Source organism: Novosphingobium mangrovisedimenti (assembly GCF_025153475.1).
GTDB lineage: Bacteria > Pseudomonadota > Alphaproteobacteria > Sphingomonadales > Sphingomonadaceae > Novosphingobium > Novosphingobium mangrovi_A.
Map to the genome: position 1 here is coordinate 86,455 of NZ_JANZXA010000009.1, position 20,458 is coordinate 106,912.

At 64.4% G+C, this 20,458-nt stretch carries 21 protein-coding genes; 12 read left to right on the forward strand and 9 right to left on the reverse strand.

Annotation, left to right across the window (positions count from 1 at the left end; all coding sequences use genetic code 11):
- Positions 1–49 precede the first annotated feature (49 nt).
- On the forward strand, positions 50–817 hold the full coding sequence (locus tag NZK81_RS13845) for an SIMPL domain-containing protein (RefSeq protein ID WP_260046716.1): 768 nt from the start codon (positions 50–52) through the stop codon (positions 815–817).
- Here NZK81_RS13845 and NZK81_RS13850 read toward each other — a convergent pair.
- The gene (locus NZK81_RS13850) at positions 810–1,187 is read right to left on the reverse strand and encodes a DUF4019 domain-containing protein (RefSeq protein WP_260046718.1); all 378 of its coding nucleotides are present in this window, start codon (positions 1,185–1,187) and stop codon (positions 810–812) included. The genes NZK81_RS13845 and NZK81_RS13850 overlap by 8 nt on opposite strands.
- Before the next feature lie 95 nt (positions 1,188–1,282).
- On the opposite strand from NZK81_RS13850, the gene NZK81_RS13855 reads away from it, so the two are divergent.
- Positions 1,283–1,924, forward strand: a complete 642-nt coding sequence (locus NZK81_RS13855; protein WP_260046719.1) for a phosphoribosylanthranilate isomerase — start codon at positions 1,283–1,285, stop codon at positions 1,922–1,924.
- A 61-nt stretch (positions 1,925–1,985) separates the two neighbouring features.
- On the opposite strand, the gene NZK81_RS13860 is transcribed toward NZK81_RS13855, so the two are convergent.
- A complete protein-coding gene (locus tag NZK81_RS13860; protein ID WP_260046720.1) occupies positions 1,986–2,453 on the reverse strand; it encodes an outer membrane protein in 468 nt (155 codons plus the stop codon).
- A 344-nt stretch (positions 2,454–2,797) separates the two neighbouring features.
- Complete coding sequence (locus NZK81_RS13865) at positions 2,798–3,265, reverse strand: hypothetical protein (RefSeq protein WP_260046721.1); 468 nt, start codon at positions 3,263–3,265, stop codon at positions 2,798–2,800.
- Positions 3,266–3,644: 379 nt separating this feature from the next.
- On the opposite strand from NZK81_RS13865, the gene trpB reads away from it, so the two are divergent.
- The 4 genes from trpB (at position 3,645) to NZK81_RS13885 (ending at position 7,357) form a co-directional block, all read left to right on the forward strand.
- The gene (gene trpB / locus NZK81_RS13870; RefSeq protein WP_260046722.1) at positions 3,645–4,886 is read left to right on the forward strand and encodes a tryptophan synthase subunit beta; all 1,242 of its coding nucleotides are present in this window, start codon (positions 3,645–3,647) and stop codon (positions 4,884–4,886) included.
- Positions 4,887–4,975: 89 nt separating this feature from the next.
- Positions 4,976–5,239 (forward strand): hypothetical protein, encoded by a 264-nt coding sequence (locus tag NZK81_RS13875; RefSeq protein ID WP_260046723.1) that lies wholly within the window; start codon positions 4,976–4,978, stop codon positions 5,237–5,239.
- The gene (gene trpA / locus NZK81_RS13880; protein ID WP_260046725.1) at positions 5,236–6,012 is read left to right on the forward strand and encodes a tryptophan synthase subunit alpha; all 777 of its coding nucleotides are present in this window, start codon (positions 5,236–5,238) and stop codon (positions 6,010–6,012) included. Before NZK81_RS13875 ends, trpA begins: the two co-directional genes overlap by 4 nt.
- Positions 6,013–6,019: 7 nt before the next feature.
- Complete coding sequence (locus NZK81_RS13885; RefSeq protein WP_260046726.1) at positions 6,020–7,357, forward strand: bifunctional folylpolyglutamate synthase/dihydrofolate synthase; 1,338 nt, start codon at positions 6,020–6,022, stop codon at positions 7,355–7,357.
- On the opposite strand, the gene NZK81_RS13890 is transcribed toward NZK81_RS13885, so the two are convergent.
- Positions 7,354–8,685 carry an AmpG family muropeptide MFS transporter gene (locus NZK81_RS13890; protein WP_260046727.1) on the reverse strand — a complete coding sequence of 444 codons (1,332 nt, stop codon included), beginning with the start codon at positions 8,683–8,685 and terminating at the stop codon, positions 7,354–7,356. The two genes, NZK81_RS13885 and NZK81_RS13890, sit on opposite strands and share 4 nt — an antisense overlap.
- Positions 8,686–8,778: 93 nt before the next feature.
- Here NZK81_RS13890 and NZK81_RS13895 point away from each other — a divergent pair, with 93 nt between their 5' ends.
- The 3 genes from NZK81_RS13895 to NZK81_RS13905 all read left to right on the forward strand — a co-directional run bounded on the left by NZK81_RS13895 (position 8,779) and on the right by NZK81_RS13905 (position 12,609).
- Positions 8,779–9,678 carry a pseudouridine synthase gene (locus tag NZK81_RS13895; RefSeq protein ID WP_260046728.1) on the forward strand — a complete coding sequence of 300 codons (900 nt, stop codon included), beginning with the start codon at positions 8,779–8,781 and terminating at the stop codon, positions 9,676–9,678.
- Positions 9,678–10,244, forward strand: coding sequence for a 16S rRNA (guanine(966)-N(2))-methyltransferase RsmD (gene rsmD, locus NZK81_RS13900; RefSeq protein WP_260046729.1), 567 nt, complete (start codon positions 9,678–9,680; stop codon positions 10,242–10,244). The genes NZK81_RS13895 and rsmD overlap by 1 nt, the downstream gene beginning before the upstream one ends.
- Before the next feature lie 85 nt (positions 10,245–10,329).
- The gene (locus NZK81_RS13905) at positions 10,330–12,609 is read left to right on the forward strand and encodes an ATP-dependent helicase (protein ID WP_260046730.1); all 2,280 of its coding nucleotides are present in this window, start codon (positions 10,330–10,332) and stop codon (positions 12,607–12,609) included.
- Positions 12,610–12,646: 37 nt separating this feature from the next.
- Here the strand turns inward: NZK81_RS13905 and NZK81_RS13910 are convergent, their stop codons facing one another.
- The 4 genes from NZK81_RS13910 to NZK81_RS13925 all read right to left on the reverse strand — a co-directional run bounded on the left by NZK81_RS13910 (position 12,647) and on the right by NZK81_RS13925 (position 16,217).
- The gene (locus NZK81_RS13910) at positions 12,647–13,243 is read right to left on the reverse strand and encodes a methyltransferase family protein (protein ID WP_260046734.1); all 597 of its coding nucleotides are present in this window, start codon (positions 13,241–13,243) and stop codon (positions 12,647–12,649) included.
- Positions 13,215–13,991, reverse strand: coding sequence for a sterol desaturase family protein (locus NZK81_RS13915; RefSeq protein ID WP_260046736.1), 777 nt, complete (start codon positions 13,989–13,991; stop codon positions 13,215–13,217). Before NZK81_RS13915 ends, NZK81_RS13910 begins: the two co-directional genes overlap by 29 nt.
- A gap of 116 nt (positions 13,992–14,107) precedes the next feature.
- A complete protein-coding gene (locus NZK81_RS13920; RefSeq protein WP_260046737.1) occupies positions 14,108–15,445 on the reverse strand; it encodes a DEAD/DEAH box helicase in 1,338 nt (445 codons plus the stop codon).
- A 166-nt stretch (positions 15,446–15,611) separates the two neighbouring features.
- Complete coding sequence (locus NZK81_RS13925; RefSeq protein ID WP_260046739.1) at positions 15,612–16,217, reverse strand: hypothetical protein; 606 nt, start codon at positions 16,215–16,217, stop codon at positions 15,612–15,614.
- Between the two features lie 147 nt (positions 16,218–16,364).
- On the opposite strand from NZK81_RS13925, the gene NZK81_RS13930 reads away from it, so the two are divergent.
- Both NZK81_RS13930 and NZK81_RS13935 read left to right on the forward strand, forming a co-directional pair.
- Positions 16,365–17,786, forward strand: a complete 1,422-nt coding sequence (locus NZK81_RS13930) for an FAD-binding oxidoreductase (RefSeq protein WP_260046740.1) — start codon at positions 16,365–16,367, stop codon at positions 17,784–17,786.
- A gap of 116 nt (positions 17,787–17,902) precedes the next feature.
- Positions 17,903–18,673, forward strand: a complete 771-nt coding sequence (locus NZK81_RS13935; protein ID WP_260046742.1) for a SapC family protein — start codon at positions 17,903–17,905, stop codon at positions 18,671–18,673.
- A gap of 277 nt (positions 18,674–18,950) precedes the next feature.
- Here NZK81_RS13935 and NZK81_RS13940 read toward each other — a convergent pair whose 3' ends face one another.
- Positions 18,951–19,904: an N-formylglutamate amidohydrolase gene (locus tag NZK81_RS13940; RefSeq protein ID WP_260046743.1), complete on the reverse strand. Its 954-nt coding sequence runs from the start codon at positions 19,902–19,904 to the stop codon at positions 18,951–18,953.
- Between the two features lie 152 nt (positions 19,905–20,056).
- On the opposite strand from NZK81_RS13940, the gene cpdR reads away from it, so the two are divergent.
- Positions 20,057–20,431, forward strand: a complete 375-nt coding sequence (cpdR, locus tag NZK81_RS13945; RefSeq protein WP_260046745.1) for a cell cycle two-component system response regulator CpdR — start codon at positions 20,057–20,059, stop codon at positions 20,429–20,431.
- The last annotated feature ends 27 nt before the right edge of the window (positions 20,432–20,458 follow it).

A 20,458-nucleotide genomic window follows, 5' to 3' on the forward strand; every position in this document is an offset into this window, starting at 1 on the left:
CCTCAGGCACGCCAGACAGTTGCTCCAAGATGAAATTGGAGAACGCCCGATGAAATCGAAGACCCTGGCCAGTGCGCTTGCACTCGCCCTTCCCTTGACTGCGTTCAGCGCCGTTTCGGCATCCGCGCAGACTGCGGCGCCCGCGCCGATCGAGCAGGGACACACGCTGCTGGCCGTCAACGCCCAGGGCACCTCGACCCGCGAGCCGGACATGGCGACCTTCTCGGCCGGCGTGACGACGCGAGGCGATACGGCGAGCGCGGCCCTGAAGGAAAACGCCCGGCTGATGAACCAGGTCATCGCCGCGCTCAGGCGTGCGGGGATCGCCAGCAAGGATATCCAGACCCGCGACCTTTCGATCAATCCGGTCTATTCGCAGCCCGCGCGCAAGCCGGACGGCAGCTACGATCCCAACGAACGCCGCATCGTCGCCTACGAATCCAGCAACCGGGTGAACGTACGCCAGCGCAAGCTGGAGGATTACGGCAAGGTGATCGATGCGCTGGTTTCCGCAGGCGCCAACGAAGTCAATGGCCCCGGCTTCACGCTGGCCGAGCCCGAGCAGGCAGAGGACGAAGCGCGCGCGGACGCCATCAAGGAAGCACGCCGCAGGGCCGATCTCTACGCACAGGCGGCGGGCCTGCATGTCGTGCGGATCCTGTCGATCTCGGAATCCGGCGGCTATTCCCCCCAGATCATGGTGACCGCGGCCAAGCGGATGTACGCCGAGGCATCGCCGGCACCGCCCCCGGTCGCGGCCGGTGAACTGGACGTCCAGGTCAATCTGAACGTCCAGTTCGAACTGGCTCCTAATTGAGCATCATGTCCTGGGACTGGATGTCGTAACCGACCAGCATGAGCTTGCCGCCATCCCCCTTGCGGTAGACGAACTGCTCGGTCCCGACCCCCTTCTCGAACGTCGTCTGCATCGTCAACGTCACGAACGATCCACCGGTCGTGGCGTTGGCGTTCCAGCCTACCTGCCTGCTCGATTGCACATTACCCAGCTTGCGGTGGACCGCCTTGAGCAGCCTGCCGAACTGTTCGCGCCGGGTGGCCTTGCGCAATTCCGGGTCCGCCCGTTTCCAGACCGCCTGCCAGTCGCCGGCATCGAGCGCGGCGTGAAACTGGTCGACCTGGGCCGAGGCATCCTCGATGGACTCCTTGACGCCGCAGCCTGCAAGCATTGCAGCTGCGGCAAATGGCATTAGATAGCGCGCCAGACGGTTCATCCCGGTCCCTCTTCGAACGTCGGGGACCCAGTCTAGGCAAGAACGCACCAATGCCAACAGCGGCGATCAAGATATGTGGAATCAGCACGCCCATCGCTCTGGAGGCGGCGATCCGGGGGCGCGCTGCCTTTGCCGGTTTCGTGTTCTTTCCCAAGAGCCCGCGCAACGTCACGCTCGCGCAGGCAGCGCAGCTCGCCGAGGCCGCGCAAGGCAGGATTTCCCGGGTCGGCCTGTTCGTCGACGCCGACGATACCGCGATCGCCGAAGCCGTAAGCGCCGCCCGGCTCGACGTGCTGCAGCTTCACGGCCAGGAGACCCCCGAGCGCGCCGCGCAGTTGCGCGCCCGCTTTGGCCTGCAGGTCTGGAAGGCCCTGCCCGTCGCGAGCGCCGACGACGTTGCGCGCGCGCATGCCTATGCCGGCGCCGCCGACCTCCTGCTGTTCGATGCCAAGACCCCAAAGGGCGCCCTTCCCGGCGGCATGGGCCTGAGCTTCGACTGGAGACTGGTGGCGCACTGGAAAGGCCCGCTCGCCTGGGGTCTCGCCGGCGGCCTCACACCCGAAAACGTCGCCGAGGCCGTCACACTGACCGGGGCTCCGCTGGTCGACACCTCATCGGGCGTGGAAAGCGCGCCCGGCGTAAAGGACGAGGGCAGGATCGCAGCCTTCTGCGCGGCGGTGCACGCCGCATAGAAAAAGGGCGGCCCGCTTTCGCGGACCGCCCCTTCCTGCATTTGCTTCTTGCGAAGCGAAATCAGAACTTCACACCAACGCCCACAAGGCCGACGTCCGCGTCAGGCGTGTGGTCGCCGACCAGCAGGTGCTGGTATTCGGCCTTGACGTAGTAACGCTGCCCGACGTCCTGCTGGACGCCGCCGCCGACACCGACGGCGCTGTTGCAATAGCGGCAGAACTTGGACTGCCAGCCGGCCACGCCATAGAGCTTGGTGCCCGGAAGCACCTTGGCGCCGATGCGGCCGCCCACGCCCCACGAAACGCGGGTGTCGCTGGCCAGAACCTTGTCGGCCGATCCCTGGACGCCGATGAACAGCTTGTCGCCGAGATCGTAGTCGTAGCCTGCTGCCACGCCGGCAACGGCATCGCTGTCGCTACCATCCCAGATCACGCCGCCGCGCGCTTCCACGCGCACTTCGTTGGCAATGGCCGGGGTGGCAACAGCCGCTGCGGCAACCGCTGCGAGTGAAACTAGTGCAATACGCATATGTTAGGACTCCTGCTTTCTTTCTTTTCGTCCCGCCCTCATTCGCCCCTCGGGGGAGGCGCCCGCTGCGCCTCCTTTCCTTGCGCCCAGATGAACGGAATTTTCCTCCGTCGACCAAACCGTCACAAAACTGCCATTTTTCATATTCTCTTGTATTTTCGGTATTTTATGATGCACATATTGCAATTGAAACGAGGCGTCGGGACACCATCGGAAGCCTTTGTTCGCGTCCCGCCCTACGGCGATATCGAGGCGAAAATGCCCACAGACTGCGCGGATCCCACATGAAAACGGGCGGTCCGCGCGATGCGGACCGCCCTCTGCTCCGAACTCGGTGAATCGGATCAGAATTTCATGCCGACACCGGCTAGGACCGCATCGGCGTCCGGCGTGTGGTCGCCGACCAGATAGTGGCGGTATTCAAGCTTGCCGTAGAGCTTCTGGCCAAGGTCCTGCTGGTAGCCGGCGCCGACCGCGACCGATTCATTGCAGGTGGCACAGAACTTGGTCTGGTAGTCGGACAGGGCATAGAGCTTGCCGCCCGTACCGGTCTTGAGACCGACGCGCCCGCCGAAACCCCAGGAGACGCGGGTATCGGATGTCAGCACTTTGTCAGCCGAAACATCGACACCGGCAAAGGCCTTGTCACCCAGATCGAAGTCGTAGCCGGCGGCGACACCCGCAATCGCTTCGGTATCGCCCTGATTCCAGATGACACCGCCACGAGTCTCCACACGGGTCTCATTGGCAAGCGCCGGGGTGGCAAGCGCGGCCGTGGCCGCAGCGGCAAGCGAGACGATGGCAATACGCATATTCGATACTCCAGATAGTCTTCCCGGCAGACCGGGAGACATCCGGCTAGGCCCGCTCCACTTGCCGCTGGCTGAACCAATCAGGGCAAATTCGGGGCAAATCGTCGCAGCTCTCCGGCCACTCCGCGACAATCATGATACAATTGAAATTCAACGGTAATTCTTGTCATTTCAGCGCATTTCCCAACTGTCGTTCAGTGTCTGGAAAGGCGGATCGTCGCGCACCCGTGTCAAGCTCCGAAGGACGCGATTCACGGTGCCCGTGCCGCGAACCGGACAGCCCGCCTGCCGATCGGGAAGAGCCCGCATCCGGTCGCGCCGCCAAGCCTGTACAATGGCACTCTGGACAAGCGCCGGACCCTCTGCCAAGCGCAGGCGCATGACTGTCCAACCGCCCGTGAATTCGCTGCGTTCGCTGCCCGACGACTCCGGCCACTTCGGCCAGTTCGGCGGGCGCTATGTCGCCGAGACGCTGATGCCGCTCATTCTCGATCTCGAGAAAGAGTATCGCAAGGCGCAGGACGATCCGGCATTCTGGGCCGAGTTCGATGACCTGATGAAGGATTTCGTCGGCCGCCCCAGCCCGCTCTATTACGCGCCCCGTATAACGGAGCACTTCCGCGAGGCCGCGCCCGCCGGGAAAGGCCCGAAGATCTACTTCAAGCGCGAAGAGCTCAATCACACCGGCGCGCACAAGATCAACAACTGCATCGGCCAGATCCTGCTCGCCCTGCGCATGGGCAAGACCAAGATCATTGCCGAAACCGGTGCGGGCCAGCACGGCGTCGCCACGGCGACAGTCGCCGCACGCTTCGGCCTCGAATGCAAGATCTTCATGGGCGCGACCGACGTCGAGCGGCAGAAGCCTAACGTGTTCCGCATGAAGCTGCTCGGCGCCGAAGTGGTGCCGGTGAAGAGCGGCGCGATGACGCTGAAAGACGCGATGAACGACGCGCTGCGCCATTGGGTCGCGAACGTCCACGACACCTTCTACATCATCGGAACGGCGGCGGGGCCGCACCCCTACCCCGAGCTGGTGCGCGATTTCCAGAGCGTGATCGGCAAGGAAACCCGCGAACAGATCATGGAGAAGGAAGGCCGCCTGCCCGACATGCTGGTGGCGGCCGTGGGCGGTGGCTCGAACGCCATCGGCCTGTTCCACCCCTTCCTCGATGATCCCGAAGTCGCCATGACCGGGATCGAGGCAGCCGGCCACGGGATCGAGAGCGGCGAGCACGCAGCCAGCCTCACCGGCGGCGGCCCCGGCATTCTCCACGGCAACAAGACCTACCTGCTGCAGGACGAGGACGGCCAGATCACCGAAGCCCACTCGATCAGCGCCGGCCTCGACTATCCCGGCATCGGCCCCGAGCACTCGTGGCTCCATGAAAGCGGCCGCGTCCGCTATGTGCCGATCACCGACGATCAGGCGCTGGAAGCCTTCACCCTTTGCTGCTCGCTGGAAGGGATCATCCCGGCGCTCGAAAGCGCACACGCGCTGGCGGCCCTGCCCCAGCTCACCGCCGAGATGGACGAGGACAAGATCCTTGTCGTCAATGTCTCGGGACGCGGGGACAAGGACATCTTCACCGTAGCCGAGGCGCTGGGGGTGGAGCTCTGAAACGCCTTGGCTACTTTTTGGGAGCTGCCGGCATCATTGGCGGAATAGTTCTCCGCATTCTCCCCTCAAAATGGGACGGGAGCGAAGCGATGGCAGGCCTGACCATCCTCGCTGGAGGTTTGTTGCTGCTGATGAACGCTGCAATCCGTATCTTGCAAGGCCAACTCCAGCTGCGGCCATGGGATGCGCTCAAGAGAGCGTCTATCGTATTCGCGACCATTTTTGCATTGAGGCTGCTTGCTTGGCTGGCCTTTCCGACGCTTGAACGCGATTGGATTGCAGCTTTGATCTATAGCCTCGGGTTTGCAATCGTACTGGGCTTGTATTCAACCGCATATCGAAAGCCGACATGACCCGTTTCAACACCGCATTCTCGCGCGGCCCCGCCCTCGTCTGCTTCATCACCGGGGGTGACGGCGACACTGCCGCCAATCTCGACGCCCTGGTCGAAGGCGGCGCCGATGTGATCGAGTTGGGCATGCCCTTCACCGATCCTATGGCCGACGGCCCGGCGATCCAGGAAGCCAATATCCGCAGCCTCGACAAGGGCACGCGCACGGCCGACATCTTCCGCATGGCCGCCGAGTTCCGCGCGCGCCATCCGCAGGTGCCGCTGGTGCTGATGGGCTATGCCAACCCGATGACAATCCGCGGCCCAGAGTGGTTCGCCGCCGAATGCGCCAAGGCAGGCGTGGACGGCGTGATCTGCGTCGACATTCCGCCCGAGGAAGACGCCGCGCTGGGCCCGGCCCTGCGCGCAGCAGGCGTATCGCTGATCCGCCTCGCCACGCCGACCACCGATGCCGCGCGTCTGCCCGCTGTGCTTTCCGGCTCCTCGGGCTTTCTCTATTACGTTTCGGTCGCCGGCATCACCGGCATGCAGCAGGCCGCGCAGGCATCGATCGAGGATGCAGTCGCCCGGCTCAAGGCCGCCTCGGATATCCCCGTCGCTGTTGGCTTCGGCGTGCGCACGCCCGAACAGGCAAGCAAGATCGCCAAGGTCGCGGACGGCGTCGTGGTCGGCTCGGCCTTCGTCGATCTGGTCAAGCAGCACGGCGACAAGGCTGCCGGTCCCCTGAAGGAACTGACCTCGGCGCTCGCCGAAGCGGTGCATTCGGCGCGCTGAGCGCCCCGTGGTCCGGCCTTTCGACTTCGCCGTGTCCGACGATCCGCGCGTTCAGGCCCAGCTCGACCGGCTTGGCGCACTGTCCGTGCCGCAGGGACGGATTGGCCTTGAGACGATCCGCGCCCTGCTGGACTGCCTCGGCAATCCGCAGCATGACTTGCCGCCGGTATTCCATGTCGCCGGAACCAACGGCAAGGGCTCGACCTGCGCCTTCCTGCGGGCCGCGCTGGAAGCGGCGGGCAAGACCGTCCACGTTTTCACCAGCCCGCACCTCGTGCGCTTTAACGAGCGCATCCGCGTGGCAGGCCAGCTCATCTCGGACGAGATGCTGGCAGACCTCCTCGGCGAAGTGCTCGATGCCGCCGAGGTTGGCGGGATCGGGGCGAGCTTTTTCGAAGTCTCCACGGCGGCCGCGTTCCTCGCCTTCGCCCGCACGCCTGCCGATGCCTGCGTGATCGAGGTCGGCCTCGGCGGCCGTTTCGATGCGACCAACGTGATCGAGACTCCGGCCGTATGCGGCATTGCAACGCTCGGCATAGATCACGAGGCGTTCCTGCTGTCTCCCGACGCCGATACCCCCGCCGAGCCACACAATCGCATCGCTTTCGAAAAGGCCGGTATCGCCAAGCCCGGCGCGCCTCTGGTGACACTCGACTACACGCAGGGAATGAACGAGACCATCGCAGCGCAGGCCGCCAAAGCCGGCGCTTCGGTGATCCGGCAGGCACTCGACTGGTCCATCACCCCCACCCGCGACGGCCTTCTCTACCGCGACGGGAAAGGCAGCCTGCGCCTGCCCCACCCTCGCCTGGCCGGCGAGCATCAGGCCATCAATGCCGGCCTCGCCATTGCCATGCTGCGCCATCAGGACACCGTCGATGTTCCCGACGCCGCACTCGTCGCCGCCATGGAGTGGGCCCGCTGGCCAGCCCGGCTCCAGCGGCTGGGCGACGGCCCGCTCACCGCGTTGCTGCCGCCCGGGACGCCTTGCTGGCTCGATGGTGGGCACAACCCCGATGCGGGCAAGGCACTGGCCAGACATTTCAACGAGCGGCGCCCCTACGTCCACCTCGTCATCGGCATGCTGAAGAACAAGGACCCGGACGCATTGATCGGCCCTCTGGCAGGTCGTCTGGCCAGCGTGACCGTTGTTCCCGTGCCGGCCCATGATTGCCACGACGCTTCGGCCTTCCAGCGCGTCTTCGCGCCGGAGGCAACAGCAGCCAGCGACGTGACCGAGGCCCTGCGGCGCCTGAAGCCTGTCGGGGACGAGATCGTCCTGATTGCGGGGTCGCTCTACCTTGCCGGGACCGTCCTGCGCGAGAACGGCGAAATCCCGGACTAGTCGCGGGCGTCGCCCTCGCCAACTTCGCCGGCCGTGCCCATCGCATCGTCTACAAGCCCGGTGCGCATCATCCACCAGAACAGCACGATGCCCGGCAATGCCGCGACCGTGGTGAGCAGATAGAAGTTCACGTAGCCCATAGCCTCGATCAGCGCACCTGCAGTCGTCCCCGTAAGGAACCGGCCGACAATGCTCGCGCCTGCCGAAATCAGGGCATATTGCGCGGCCGTGAAGCGCAGGTCGCACAGCGCGGAGAAGTACGCGACGACGACTACGCCGCCATAGCCGCTGGCAAAGTTCTCGAAGCCGATCGCCCCGGCCATTCCCACGTTGCTATGGCCAGCCGCCGCCAGCGCCGCGAAGCTCAGGTTCGACACCGCCATGAGAACGAGCGCGATCAGCACCGAGCGCTTGAGGCCCATCCGCGAGTAGATCACACCGCCCACGAAGACGCCAACGATCAGCGCCCAGAATCCCAAGCCCACGTCGTACAAGGCGATCTCATCGTTGGTAAAACCGAGATCGTTGAACAGCAGGCGAAACGTCAGGTTCGCCAGCGTATCGCCGATCTTGTGAACGAGGATGAACAGGAGAACGAGGAAGGCGCCGTTGCGCTGAAAGAATTCCTGGAACGGCCCGGCAATCGAGGTCCAGAGTTCGGTCAGTTCGCGTTTCTCATGCAGGACTTCGTGCCGCTTCGGTTCGCCCATCAGGATTGCCGTCAACATGGCAGGAAGGGCGAAGACGGCACATGCGGCATAGGCAAGGTGCCAATCGAATCGCGCCGCAAGCACCAGCGCCACGGCTCCCGCTGCCGCAGCCCCGATACGCCAGCCATACTGGCTCATGCCCGATCCGATGCCGAGCTGGTAGGGCTTGAGCGTTTCGATACGAAAGGCATCGATAACGATATCGAAGCTGGCGCCCGCCAGTCCCAGCAGGACGGCTGCCAGCACGGTGGGGCCGATATTGTCCGGTGACGGATTGACCAGACCGAGGTTCACGGTCGCGGCCATCACCAATACGCCGGCCACGAGCATCCATGAAACGCGCTGCCCCATCCGGACCAGCACCGGGATCTTCACGCCGTCAACGACCCAGGCCCAGAGCGGCTTGAGGTTGTAGACGAAGAAGGCGAGCGTGAAGGCCGTGATCGTGGACTTCTCGATCCCATCCTGCGCCAGCCGGGTCGTCAGCGTGGCCGCCAGCAAGGCGAAAGGGTAGCCCGACGAAACCCCCAGGAAGAAGGCCGCCAGCGATTCCTTTTCGAGATAGGGCTTGATCGAATCCAAGACGCTGCGACGCTCGGTACGGGTATGGGCGTCCACGCCTTGCTCCTTCAACAGATGCCGGCCAACTTAGCGTACCACCCGACTATGGGAAGACTGGATGAACGCGCGATCAACAGGTATGGCGCCGCGATGTCCAGACCTCCCCACAAGCCCGGCGGCCCGAAGCGCGGCGGCGTTTCCTGCAATGGCCCTCCCCGTGCCCGCTCTCCAAAGGGCGGCCGAGCGCACCCGAGTGGCAGCTCGCACAAGGCCGCCCCCACCCCGAAGGATCCCTCACTTCCCGCCCGCGAAGGCGAGCGCATTGCCAAGCTGCTGGCGCGCGCGGGTGTCGCCAGCCGGCGTGAAGCCGAACGGATGATCGCCGAGGGCCGGGTGAAGCTGGGCGACGAGGTAATCGAGACACCTTCCACCGTGCTCACCAGCCTCAGGGGCGTGACGGTGGACGGCAACCCGGTGAAGGCGGCGGAAGCCACCCGCCTTTTCGTCTTCCACAAGCCCGCAGGGCTGCTCACGGCCGAGCGCGATCCGGCGGGGCGGCCGACGATCTACGCCGCGCTACGCAATGCCCTGCCGCCCGGCACTGGGCGCGTCATGCCGATCGGGCGCCTCGACCTCAATACCGAGGGCGTGCTGCTCCTTACCAACGACGGCGAGTTCAAGCGCCAGCTCGAACTGCCCGCCACCGGGGTGCCGCGCACCTACCGCGCGCGCGCGTTCGGCGATGTCACGCAGGCCCAGCTCGAGGACCTGATCGACGGCGTCGAGATCGACGGCGTGCGCTACGGCAAGATCGACGCCAACATGGAGCGCAAGACCGGGCGCAACCAGTGGATCGAAATGACGCTGACCGAGGGCAAGAACCGCGAGGTGCGCCGCGTGCTCGAATATCTCGGTCTCAAGGTCAGCCGTCTGATCCGCGTGGCCTATGGCCCCTTCGTGCTGGGCGATCTGCCCAAGGGCGCGGCCGGGGAAGTCTCCGAGCGCGATCTTGCCAATTTCCGCCGCACGCTGCCGGGAGGTAAAGCCTGATGAAACCGGCGAAGACAGGGATGCGGATCGTCGCCGGCGAGTGGCGCGGCCGCAAGCTGGCAGCGCCGGAAGGCGACACCACGCGCCCGACTGCGGACCGCACACGCGAGACGCTGTTTTCGATGCTCACCAGCCGGCTGGGTTCGTTCGAGGGACTGAAAGTGGCGGATCTGTTCGCCGGTTCGGGCGCGCTCGGTCTCGAAGCGCTCTCGCGCGGCGCCGCGCATTGTCTGTTCGTAGATCAGGATGCCGCCGCAATCCGGGCAATCCGGCGCAACATCGCCAACCTGCAAGCTCAAGCACGATGCGACGTGCGCGCCTGCTCGGTGCTGTCGCTCGGCCCGACGAAGGAACCGCTCGATCTCGTACTGCTCGATCCGCCCTACGACACCGGGGCGGGCTCGGTCGCGATCGACAAGCTCGCCCGGCTGGGATGGATCGGCGACACGACATGGGTGAGCCTAGAGACAAGCAAGGGGGAATCCCCCTCTATCAAGGGCTTCGAGTCAGAAACCATGCGCGACATCGGCAAGGCCCGGTTGCACATCCTTCGCCGCACGAACTGATCGACCCGATGCGGCCTTGCGCAGGGAAAGTTCGTTCCCTAGTTGTTCACGGGTGAACAGCCTGCAAGAACCCCGATCCAACGGCGTGCCCGCCGAAAACGACGACCCTCTGACCGAAGGTCTCAACGAGCCCCAGCGCGAAGCCGTGCTGACGACGGAAGGCCCCGTGCTGATGCTGGCGGGCGCCGGCACTGGCAAGACCGCCGCCCTTACCCGCAGGCTGGCCAACCTGATCCGCAACCGGCTTGCCTGGCCGAGCGAGATCCTCTGCGTGACCTTCACCAACAAGGCCGCGCGCGAGATGCGCGAGCGCGTCGGGCAACTGGTCGGCCCTGCCGTGGAAGGCATGCCCTGGCTCGGCACGTTCCATGCGATCGCAGCCAAGATGCTGCGCCGCCATGCCGAGCTGGTCGGCCTGCAGTCCAACTATACGATCATCGATACCGATGATCAGCTGCGCCTGCTCAAGCAGCTGATCCAGGCCGAGGGGGTGGACGAGAAGCGCTTCCCGCCGCGCCAGCTGGCAAGCTGTATCGACCGCTGGAAGAACCGCGGTCTCAATCCCGCCGACATCAATGCCAGCGAGAACGAGTCCTATGCCAACGGCAAGGGCCGCCATTTCTATCAGGTCTATCAGGACCGCCTGAAGGCGCTCAATGCCTGTGATTTCGGCGACCTGCTGCTGCACATGCTCAACATCCTGCGCACCCATCGCGATGTGCTCGAACAGTACCAGCAGCGCTTCAAGTACGTCATGGTCGACGAGTATCAGGACACCAATCAGGTCCAGTACCTGTGGCTGCGGCTGATCGCGCAAGGCCGCCAGAACATCTGCGTGGTGGGTGATGACGACCAGTCCATCTATTCATGGCGCGGTGCAGAAGTTGCCAATATCCTACGGTTTGAAAAGGATTTTCCTGGAACAAAAGTGATCCGGCTGGAGCAAAACTACCGCTCCACGCCGCAGATCCTCGCCGCTGCATCCGGCCTCATCAACGAGAACAGCCAGCGCCTCGGCAAGACGCTGTGGACCGAGAAGCACCCCGGCGACAAGGTGCGCGTCATCGGCGTCTGGGATGCCCCCGAAGAGGCGCGCCGCGTGGGCGACGAGATCGAGCGACTGGAGCGCGAAGGCGCGCCACTCGATCAGATCGCAATCCTCGTGCGCGCCCAGTACCAGACCCGAGAATTCGAGGACCGCTTCATAAGCATCGGCCTCAAGTATCGGATTATCGGTGGTTTTCGTTTCTATGAACGTGCCGAGATCCGCGACGCCCTCGCCTATCTGCGCGTGATTGCCCAGCCTGCGGACGATCTGGCCTTCGAGCGTATCTACAATGCGCCCAAGCGCGGGCTTGGTGCAAAGGCGCTGGAAAAGCTGCACCTGCTTGCCCGCAGCCGGAGGATTCCCCTGGCGGCGGCCGCGATCGAGATTGTCGATACCGACGAACTGCCGGCCCGCGCGCGCAATACGTTCCTTGCGCTGATGCGCGACTTCGCCCGCTGGCGCGATCTGGAGAAAACCGAGAACCCGGCCGACCTCATGCGCACCGTCCTCGACGAGAGCGGCTATACCGATGCCCTGCAGGCGGAAAAGACGCCCGAAGCCGCCGGACGCCTCGAGAACCTCGTCGAACTCGCGCGGGCCATGGAAGAGTACGCGAGCCTCGGCGACTTCCTCGAACACGTCAGCCTCGTCATGGACAACGACGCCTCCGCGGACGAGGAGAAAGTCACGATCATGACCATGCACGGTGCCAAGGGACTGGAATTCGACCACGTCTTCCTGCCCGGCTGGGAAGAAGGCGTATTCCCCTCGCAACGCTCGCTCGACGAAGGCGGGCTCGCCAGTCTGGAGGAGGAACGCCGCCTCGCCTATGTCGCGATCACCCGCGCGCGGCGTAAGTGCACGATCCTGCACGCCGCCAACCGGCGCATCTATGGCCAGTGGACCAGTTCGATCCCCTCGCGCTTCATCGCCGAATTGCCCGAAGATCATGTCGAGAGCGAAACCACGCTCTCGGGCGGCGCGTCGCTCTGGCGTGCGCAGTGGTCTGAACATGCCGATCCCTTTGCCGACGTCGCCCGCGCACAGCCCGAGCGCACGGCGACGCGCGGCCCGGGCTGGCAACGCGCGGCACGGCAGGAATTCGATCCCAAACCGCGCAAGATCGCCGAAAGCACCCGCAGCGCCGCCAGCTTCGCGGCCAAACCCCGCACCGACATCGCCATCGGCGCCCGCGTGTTTCACGAGAAGTTCGGTTACGGCACCGTGGCGGCGCAGGAAGGCAACAAGCTGGAAATCGATTTCGAGCAATCAGGCCGCAAGCGTGTGATCGACAGCTTCGTCAAACCTGCGAGCTAGGCCCATTCGAACCTGAGGACAGCCCGAGTACTCGCGCTCAGATCAGGCCGGGCACCAATCTCGCACGAACACGGGTAGCATAAGCGCTGTAGGCAGGGTCCAGAAGCAGCACCTTTTCCTCTTCCACGGCACGCAGCCAGAAGCAAAGCCACGTCATGCTGTAGATCAGCACGTTGTAGAACGAGAAGTAGATCGTCAGGAAGCCGACCTGGCTCACGATGTAGCCCAGGTACATCGGGTGGCGTACGAAACGATAGGCCCCGTTGTCCTTGACCCCGCGATTTGCGGCAATGATCCCGAAGCTGCGACGCAGGGAAAGCTTGGCGGCGATCGCGATCAGCGTCCCGCAAATGATCAGCGTCGTCGTCACGAATTCCGGCAGCAGGGTCACGCCCTGCGGGATGAACAGCAGGCCGATGCAGGTTCCGAGGAAGGCCACCGTTACCGGAAAGAGGCGTTCCGCCACCTGCCCGCGCCGCTGGCTGATGATCAGGACGATGTTGATGATCTCGCCCAGAATGAACAGCGCAACCTGCGGGTGCGTACTGAAGGCAGGTGCCAGCCGGAAGATCGCGAGGATCCCCAGCCAGAGCATGAACGAGCACTCAGCGAAGCGGAGCAGTTGCGTCTTCATAAGCGGGTTCCTTGGAAGGCACGAAAGGCGCGACCATGTGCGAAATGTAGTTTTCAGGCAGGTTCTCTTCGATTCCGTACGTTTCGGGGAAGGTCCCTCCGCGCCAGTTGAGCGTGCCGAAGAGGCGGTCCCATATGAGGAGCTGGCCGCCGAAATTGCGATCGTAGGCGTCCGGCTGATCGGCATGGTGCCAGTGGTGGAAAGCCGGTGTCGCGATCAGGGCGTCGAGAGGCCCCAGAGACAGACGAACGTTCGAATGCAGCAGGAGCGCGTGCCATTTGTACGCCACCGCATAGATCGCCAGGGCTTCGGGCGAGAAGCCGAGCAGAACGACGGGCGCCGCGATAATCGTCGAATTGACGATCTGGTCGACTGGATGGACGCGAAAGGCAGCCAGAAAATCGAGCTTCTCGCTGCAATGGTGAATGGCATGAAAACGCCAGAGCACAGGCACGGCATGGAAAAGGCGGTGGGCCAGCCAGAACATCAGGTCGCACAGCACGAGCACGGCCGGAACCTGCAGCCAGAGCGGCAGATCGATTGCCGTTTCGATACGGAACGGGAACAGCAGCGCGACGGCCAGCAGCGCGGTACCGAACCGGATCGCCATGCCCCCGACGAAGACGTGCAGCAAATCGGTGCGAATGCGCTGCCAGCCCCCCCAACCGGCCCGGCGCGCCGGAAGCACAAGCTCCAACGGGAGAAAGACCAGCGTCGCGATAACGATGGTCCAGATCAATTCCTGCATCAGAAACTCCGAACGCCTCTCCGGAGTTTCTTAGTAGGACATCGTATAAACTTTCCTAACCAGTAGGACCCGCCCCGACCGGGGCGATCGGCATGGCCAGCGTCGATCGATCGCGATCAGGCGAAAGCCGAAACGTTGAGGAAATCGGGGACCGGCCCGTTCCAGCCGTCGTCGGCCGGCTCGGGCTCGGCACGGCGCTGGCGACGCTCCCGGCGCGGCTCTTCCTCGGCACGAGGCTCGCGGCGCGGCGCACGTTCGACACGCTCCTCGCGCTTTTCCGGCGCGGGTCGCTTCGACTTCGTCTTCGGCCTTTCCTCACGCGCTTCGACAGGCTCTTCGAGCTTGAGATCGAACTCGGGGATCTTGCCCCCGGTCAGCTTCTCGACATTATCGATCGCTTCCGCGTCCTCGGGGGCCACAAACGTGAAGGCCCGGCCCGTCGCGCCGCCACGCCCGGTACGGCCGATGCGGTGCACGTAGTCGTCCGGGTGCCAGGGCGTATCGAAGTTGAAGACGTGGCTGACGCCCTTCACGTCGAGCCCGCGAGCCGCGACGTCGGAGGCGCACAGGATGTTCACGTCTCCCGCCTTGAAGCGCTCCAGCTCGGCCAGACGCGCGGGCTGATCCATGTCGCCGTGGATCTCGCCTGCCGCAAAACCATGGCGCTTCAGGCTCTTGGCCAGTTCGCGCACCGTCGTCTTGCGGTTGCAGAACACGATCGCAGTCGAGACGTTGTCGGTCCTGAGCAGGTGGCGCAGGACTTCGCGCTTCTTGCGCGCGTTCACCGCCACCTTGTGCTGGACGATATTGGTGTTGGTCGTCGCCGGACGCGCAACCTCGATATATTTCGGGTTCGACAGGAAACGGTCGGCCAGCTTCTTGATGACCGGCGGCATCGTTGCCGAGAACAGCAGGGTCTGGCGGTTGACCGGCAGCTTCGAACAGATCGTCTCGATATCGGGGATGAAGCCCATGTCGAGCATGCGATCGGCTTCGTCGATGACGAGCAGTTCGCAGCCGGTAAGCAGGATCTTGCCCCGTTCGAACAGGTCCATCAGGCGGCCCGGCGTGGCGATCAGCACGTCGACGCCTTCCTGCAGCGCCTTCACCTGATCGCCCATCTGCACGCCGCCGATCAGCAGCGCCATCTTGAGATCGTGGTTCTTGCCGTACTTCTCGAAATTCTCGGCCACCTGCGCGGCCAGTTCGCGCGTCGGTTCGAGAATGAGCGAGCGCGGCATCAACGCGCGGCGGCGGCCATGGGCGAGAATGTCGATCATCGGCAGCACGAAGCTGGCGGTCTTGCCGGTACCGGTCTGGGCGATGCCGATCAGGTCCTTCATCATCAGGACCGGCGGGATGGCTTGCGCCTGGATCGGAGTCGGCTCGGTGTAGCCAGCGGCTTCCACCGCTTGCAGCAATTCATCAGACAGGCCGAGATCGGCGAAGCTCATAGGCAGTTTGTTTTCCGGAAATGTGAGAGTACCCGCAGGCCATCGGCTCAAGGCAGGATGAAACGCCCCGTCGCAAGCCGTTTGTGCGACTGCGCGCGCCCTATGCGCGATAGAGCGTCAAAGTCAAGGAATTCCGGCCTGAGGGCGGTTTCAGGCGCGGTTTTGATCAGCGTTCGCGCCGGACCAGTTGCCGAATACGCGTCAGCTTGCAATTCATGCCGCTTCGCGAAAGCAGCCTGTCGCGGTCGACGCACAACTGCCCGTCGCGAGTCTTCGCGAGGTAGAAGCCGGAGTAGAAATCGCGCGCGCGGCACGAGCGTTCCAGCTCCGCCACCACCAGCCGGCGATCACGCATGTAGAGCAGCAACCGGCTTCCGCGATCAGGCTGGACACCGGCAATCCCGGACACCGGCAGGCACTTGCCCATCTTGCGTTCGGTGAATTGCACGCTGATGTCGCCCTCTGGAATGCCGACGTACATGTCGGGCGGCATGCGGGCCGGCGCGCGCGGCGTGATGCGGATCTGCATGCGCTGCTCGATATGCACCTGCCAGGCCGGCTCCGGCTCGACATCCCGAAGCATCCGCATCCTGACCGACCAGCCCGGTGCCACCGCCTGCGGCGCAACCCGGGGCCATGCATAAGCCTGTCCGTCCTCGCCGGACGGCACGGCCTGGACCATCACCTCGTTCCCCCGCGAATCGCTATCGATCGCGCCGGCTGCGGGCAGCAGCATGGCGATCGGATAGAGCAGTGCGGAAGCGAGATTCATTCTTGTGCGGGTCCCCGGAAACACGGCAATGCCGATCCCGCCGCTTTACCGCAAGACCTTGAACCGCCGCTTAACTCGGCATCGTCTTGCGACACGATTGCAACGTGGGAGGATGAAACCCTCCGCAGGCTGTGCCATAGCGTCGACATGACCACGACCACCGACTTTCTCGACGATGCCGCCGCCAGCCTTGGGCCGCGCGGCCTGACCCGCGATGCGGATCTGATCCAGCCCTGGCTCACCGACTGGCGAGGCCGTTTTACCGGAAGCGCCTGCGCCATGGCATCACCGGCCAGCACAGAGGAGCTGTCCCGGCTCGTCCGCCTGTGCGCATCCCATGGCGTACCGATCGTGCCGCAGGGCGGCAACAGCGGCATGTCGGGCGGCGCGACGCCCGACGATTCGGGCAAGGCGCTGCTGTTGTCACTGCGCCGCATGAACACGATCCACGAGATCGACGTGGAAGCGCGGCGCGTTACCTGCGGCGCAGGCGTGGTTCTGCAAACACTGCACGAAGCGGTGGAAGACAAGGGCCTGCGCTTTCCGCTTACCCTGGGCGGCAAGGGGTCGGCGACCGTGGGCGGGCTGATCTCGACCAATGCCGGCGGATCGCAGGTGCTGCGCCACGGCTCGATGCGGGCACTCGTGCTCGGGCTCGAAGCGGTTCTGGCGGACGGGCAGGTCTTTTCCATGCTCACCCCACTCAAGAAGGACAATCGCGGCTTCGACCTCAAGCAATTGCTGATCGGGTCGGAAGGTACGATGGGGATCGTCACGGCCGCCACGCTCAAGTTGGTGCCCGCGGTTGCCGATCGCGTGGTGATCTGGGCGGGCCTGCCCTCGCTGGGCGCCGCCCGCACCCTCCTGCTCCACTGCGAGGACATGGCCGGAGACGCACTCGAAGGCTTTGAAGTCATGCCCCAGGCCTGCCTCGATGCTGTCCTGCGCCACCTGCCCGATGCGCGTGCGCCGCTGGCCGGCCGGCATGCCTGGCATGTGCTGATCGAAGTGGTCGCCGATCGTACTTCTGCCGCCACCCTGCGCGAACGCTGCGAGGCAATGATGGCCGAAGCTTTCGACAAGGACCTGCTCGAGGACGCGACCATGTCCGCCAGCGAAGCGCAGGCAGAAGCGTTCTGGCTCTTGCGGGAATCGGTCGCGCCGGCAGAACGCGAACGCGGCCCCGCCGTACAGCACGACATTTCCGTCCCGGTCGAGAAGATGCCCGCATTCGTCGAGGCCACCGGGCCGATGATCGAGGCCGAGTGGCCCGGCACGGAAGCGGTCGCCTTCGGCCATCTGGGCGACGGCAATGTCCACTACCACGTCATCGCCCCGCATGTGGCCGACGGGCTTGCCTGGCAGAAGACCGATGGCAAGGCGATCAGCCGGCGCATGCACGACCTCGTGACCGAGTGGGGTGGATCGATTTCGGCGGAGCATGGCATCGGCCAGCTCAAGAGAGACGAACTGGCCCGCCTTGGCGATCCCGTCGCTCTCTCGATGCTGCGCGCGGTCAAGCATGCACTCGATCCGCAAGGGCTGCTCAACCCGGGCAAACTGATCTAGATTCTTCCGGCCCGGGCAATCCCCCGGATCGCTGGCGCCGCGCTTGCGCGCACCGAAGCCTGCCCCTAAAGCGTCGGCACGTAAAAATCAGAGCCCACATCCGCGGAGATTACCGTATGGCCACCGCGCCGCAAAATTCTGCCCTGCCCCTGTTCTACAAGGATCTCATCCCGCTCAATTCGCAGCAGCATGCGAACTGGAAGACGCGCTCCACCGACAAGGCGACCTGGCTGGTCGGCGTCAACTCCGTTCCGCTGACCGTCGAGGAGTTCCCGCAGGCGCAGCGCAATTTCCCGATCATCTTCACGTCGGGCGAGAACCCGGTGCCGCTGGTGCTGATGGGCATGAACGAGGGCGTCAACGTCTTCGTCGACGAGGACGGCACCGTGAACACGCCGATCTACGTCCCGGCCTATGTCCGCCGCTATCCCTTCATGCTCGCCAGGCTGCGGCCCGACGCCGAGGAGCTTTCGCTCTGTGTCGATCCGACCAGCGACCTCATCGGCGAGATCGAGGAGGGCGAGGCCCTGTTCTCCGGCGCGGAACCGTCCGAGACCACGACGAACATGCTCAAGTTCTGCGAGAACTTCGAGATGGCCGGGTCCAAGACCGGCAACTTCATGGCCGAACTCAAGAAGCACGACCTGCTGATGGACGGTGAGCTCAACATCGACATCGGCAACGGCCAGCCGTTCAACTACCGTGGCTTCCAGATGGTCGACGAGAACAAGCTGCGCGAAGTGCGCGGCGATATCCTTCGCCAGTGGAACCAGAACGGTATGCTGCCGCTGATCTACGCCCACCTGTTCTCGCTGGACCTCGTGCGCGACATTTTCGGCCGCCAGATGGCCCAGGGCAAGATGCCGCAACCGATGGCAAACGCCTGATTTCAAAGGATCGGGTGGAAGTTATGGCAGAATTGTCACACTTCCACCCAATCTTCCCGGCGCAGCAAACCAGCGCTGGACAAATCACGTTCGGTTTGCATCCACGAATCACTTGAATGTCGCTTCAGGCATGCGTATGCTTGCAATGCTTGATCGGCGCTACCCTCATGGCCCGGTCGGGTTGGTGCACATCGTGCACCTCCTCCCTGAACCTTGGCCACCTCGCGCAATGCGCGAGGTGGTTTTTTATTGGGCGCATCAGCTTTCTGCGGTCAGCCTATTCTGCCGCCAGCGACCATCCTCTGGAACCGGCTTCCTGCCCCAGGTCGGACACGACTGCCGCCAGCCTGCGCACCAGGGCGCTGAGATCCTCGATCATCGAGGCCATGCCCACCCCGGGCTCGAGAAGCGCGCTGTCCAGATAGCAGCTGCGGTCGATCTCGAACTGCAGTGCATGGAACCCGCCGCGCGGATCGGCGTGCCGTTCGAGAACATAGCCGCCCGCATAAGGCCGGTTGTGCGCCGATTCCCGCCCCGACTCGGCGAGTTGCGAAAACGTCGTCGCAATCAGGCTGCCGTGGCAGGTTGCGCCGAACCGGTCGCCGACCACCACTGAGGGCGCCGCCATGCCGGCCCGCACCTGCAACGGTGGCATCGAATGCAGATCGACCAGCAGGGCCGCGCCCCACCGTTCGTGCAGCTTCTGCAGTGCACCGGCCAGTGCCGCATGATAGGGTTCGTGAACCCCCTCGATCCTGCCTTTGAGATCAGCGAGCTGGAGCCGACGGCGCCAAAGCTCGCCGGTTCCCGGCAGCCGCCGCGGGATCACGCCGAGGCCGCTACGTGCGCGCCGACTGGGCAGCGCCGCCGCGCCTTCGGGACGATCGGCTTTGACGATCATTTCCCAGTCGACATCGTCGGGCGCACGATTGAGGTCGATCATCGCCCGCGGCGCATTGGCGACCAGGAGGCTGGCTCCCGTTTCGCGCGCAACTCCGTGCGCCAGGCGATCGACGTAACGGTCTTCCAGCCGGACGGCGACCGATTCGGCGTGACGCATCTCGCGCAGCAGCGCGCGCGGGTAGGCCCGGCCGCTGTGAGGCACGGCAATCAGGACGGGGATCGCCGAAGGTTCATGGGCCTGCAAAGCGAACGCTGGAATTCCCGGTGCGCCCGGAATCCGCCCCCCAGCCTCGTTTTGCGAATCACTCTCGGGGAAACTCTCGGCCATGCCTCCAAGGCTGTCCTTTTCATCTTGCCGTGTCAAAGCGTCCCGTTACTGGGCAGTGCCAAATCCGGGCAAGAAAATTAACCCGCACAAGGCTATGGCAAGGGCCATCACACACAGTCGCAGTCGCCCACAACAATCTGGATATTAAGGCAATGATCCGCATCCTCCTAGCCGAAGACGACCAGGCCATGCGCACCTACCTGGCGCGGGCCCTTGAAAACGCCGGCTACGATGTCGTTGCGGTCGATCGCGGTACGGAAGCCCTGCCCTATCTGGAGACCGAAGAGTTCGACCTGCTGCTTTCGGACATCGTCATGCCCGAAATGGACGGTATCGAACTGGCCCAGCACTGCGCCGAGGTTTCGCCGATGACCAAGGTCATGTTCATCACCGGCTTTGCCGCGGTGACCCTACGCGCCAGCCGCGAGGCCCCACAGGCCAAGGTTCTTTCCAAGCCCTTCCACCTGCGCGACCTCGTGATGGAAGTGCAGCGCGTCTTCGGCCTGAGCGCCCACGCGCAACTCTGACATGAAATTTCCTGCCCAAAGCGTCTT

Coding starts and splice junctions, on each gene's coding strand:
- NZK81_RS13845 (WP_260046716.1), top strand. CDS start 50: ATGAAATCGAAGACCCTGGCCAGTGCGCTTGCACTCGCCCTTCCCTTG.
- NZK81_RS13850 (WP_260046718.1), bottom strand. CDS start 1,187: ATGCTTGCAGGCTGCGGCGTCAAGGAGTCCATCGAGGATGCCTCGGCC.
- NZK81_RS13855 (WP_260046719.1), top strand. CDS start 1,283: ATGCCAACAGCGGCGATCAAGATATGTGGAATCAGCACGCCCATCGCT.
- NZK81_RS13860 (WP_260046720.1), bottom strand. CDS start 2,453: ATGCGTATTGCACTAGTTTCACTCGCAGCGGTTGCCGCAGCGGCTGTT.
- NZK81_RS13865 (WP_260046721.1), bottom strand. CDS start 3,265: ATGCGTATTGCCATCGTCTCGCTTGCCGCTGCGGCCACGGCCGCGCTT.
- trpB (WP_260046722.1), top strand. CDS start 3,645: ATGACTGTCCAACCGCCCGTGAATTCGCTGCGTTCGCTGCCCGACGAC.
- NZK81_RS13875 (WP_260046723.1), top strand. CDS start 4,976: ATGGCAGGCCTGACCATCCTCGCTGGAGGTTTGTTGCTGCTGATGAAC.
- trpA (WP_260046725.1), top strand. CDS start 5,236: ATGACCCGTTTCAACACCGCATTCTCGCGCGGCCCCGCCCTCGTCTGC.
- NZK81_RS13895 (WP_260046728.1), top strand. CDS start 8,779: ATGTCCAGACCTCCCCACAAGCCCGGCGGCCCGAAGCGCGGCGGCGTT.
- rsmD (WP_260046729.1), top strand. CDS start 9,678: ATGAAACCGGCGAAGACAGGGATGCGGATCGTCGCCGGCGAGTGGCGC.
- NZK81_RS13910 (WP_260046734.1), bottom strand. CDS start 13,243: ATGAAGACGCAACTGCTCCGCTTCGCTGAGTGCTCGTTCATGCTCTGG.
- NZK81_RS13915 (WP_260046736.1), bottom strand. CDS start 13,991: ATGCAGGAATTGATCTGGACCATCGTTATCGCGACGCTGGTCTTTCTC.
- NZK81_RS13920 (WP_260046737.1), bottom strand. CDS start 15,445: ATGAGCTTCGCCGATCTCGGCCTGTCTGATGAATTGCTGCAAGCGGTG.
- NZK81_RS13925 (WP_260046739.1), bottom strand. CDS start 16,217: ATGAATCTCGCTTCCGCACTGCTCTATCCGATCGCCATGCTGCTGCCC.
- NZK81_RS13930 (WP_260046740.1), top strand. CDS start 16,365: ATGACCACGACCACCGACTTTCTCGACGATGCCGCCGCCAGCCTTGGG.
- NZK81_RS13935 (WP_260046742.1), top strand. CDS start 17,903: ATGGCCACCGCGCCGCAAAATTCTGCCCTGCCCCTGTTCTACAAGGAT.
- NZK81_RS13940 (WP_260046743.1), bottom strand. CDS start 19,904: ATGGCCGAGAGTTTCCCCGAGAGTGATTCGCAAAACGAGGCTGGGGGG.
- cpdR (WP_260046745.1), top strand. CDS start 20,057: ATGATCCGCATCCTCCTAGCCGAAGACGACCAGGCCATGCGCACCTAC.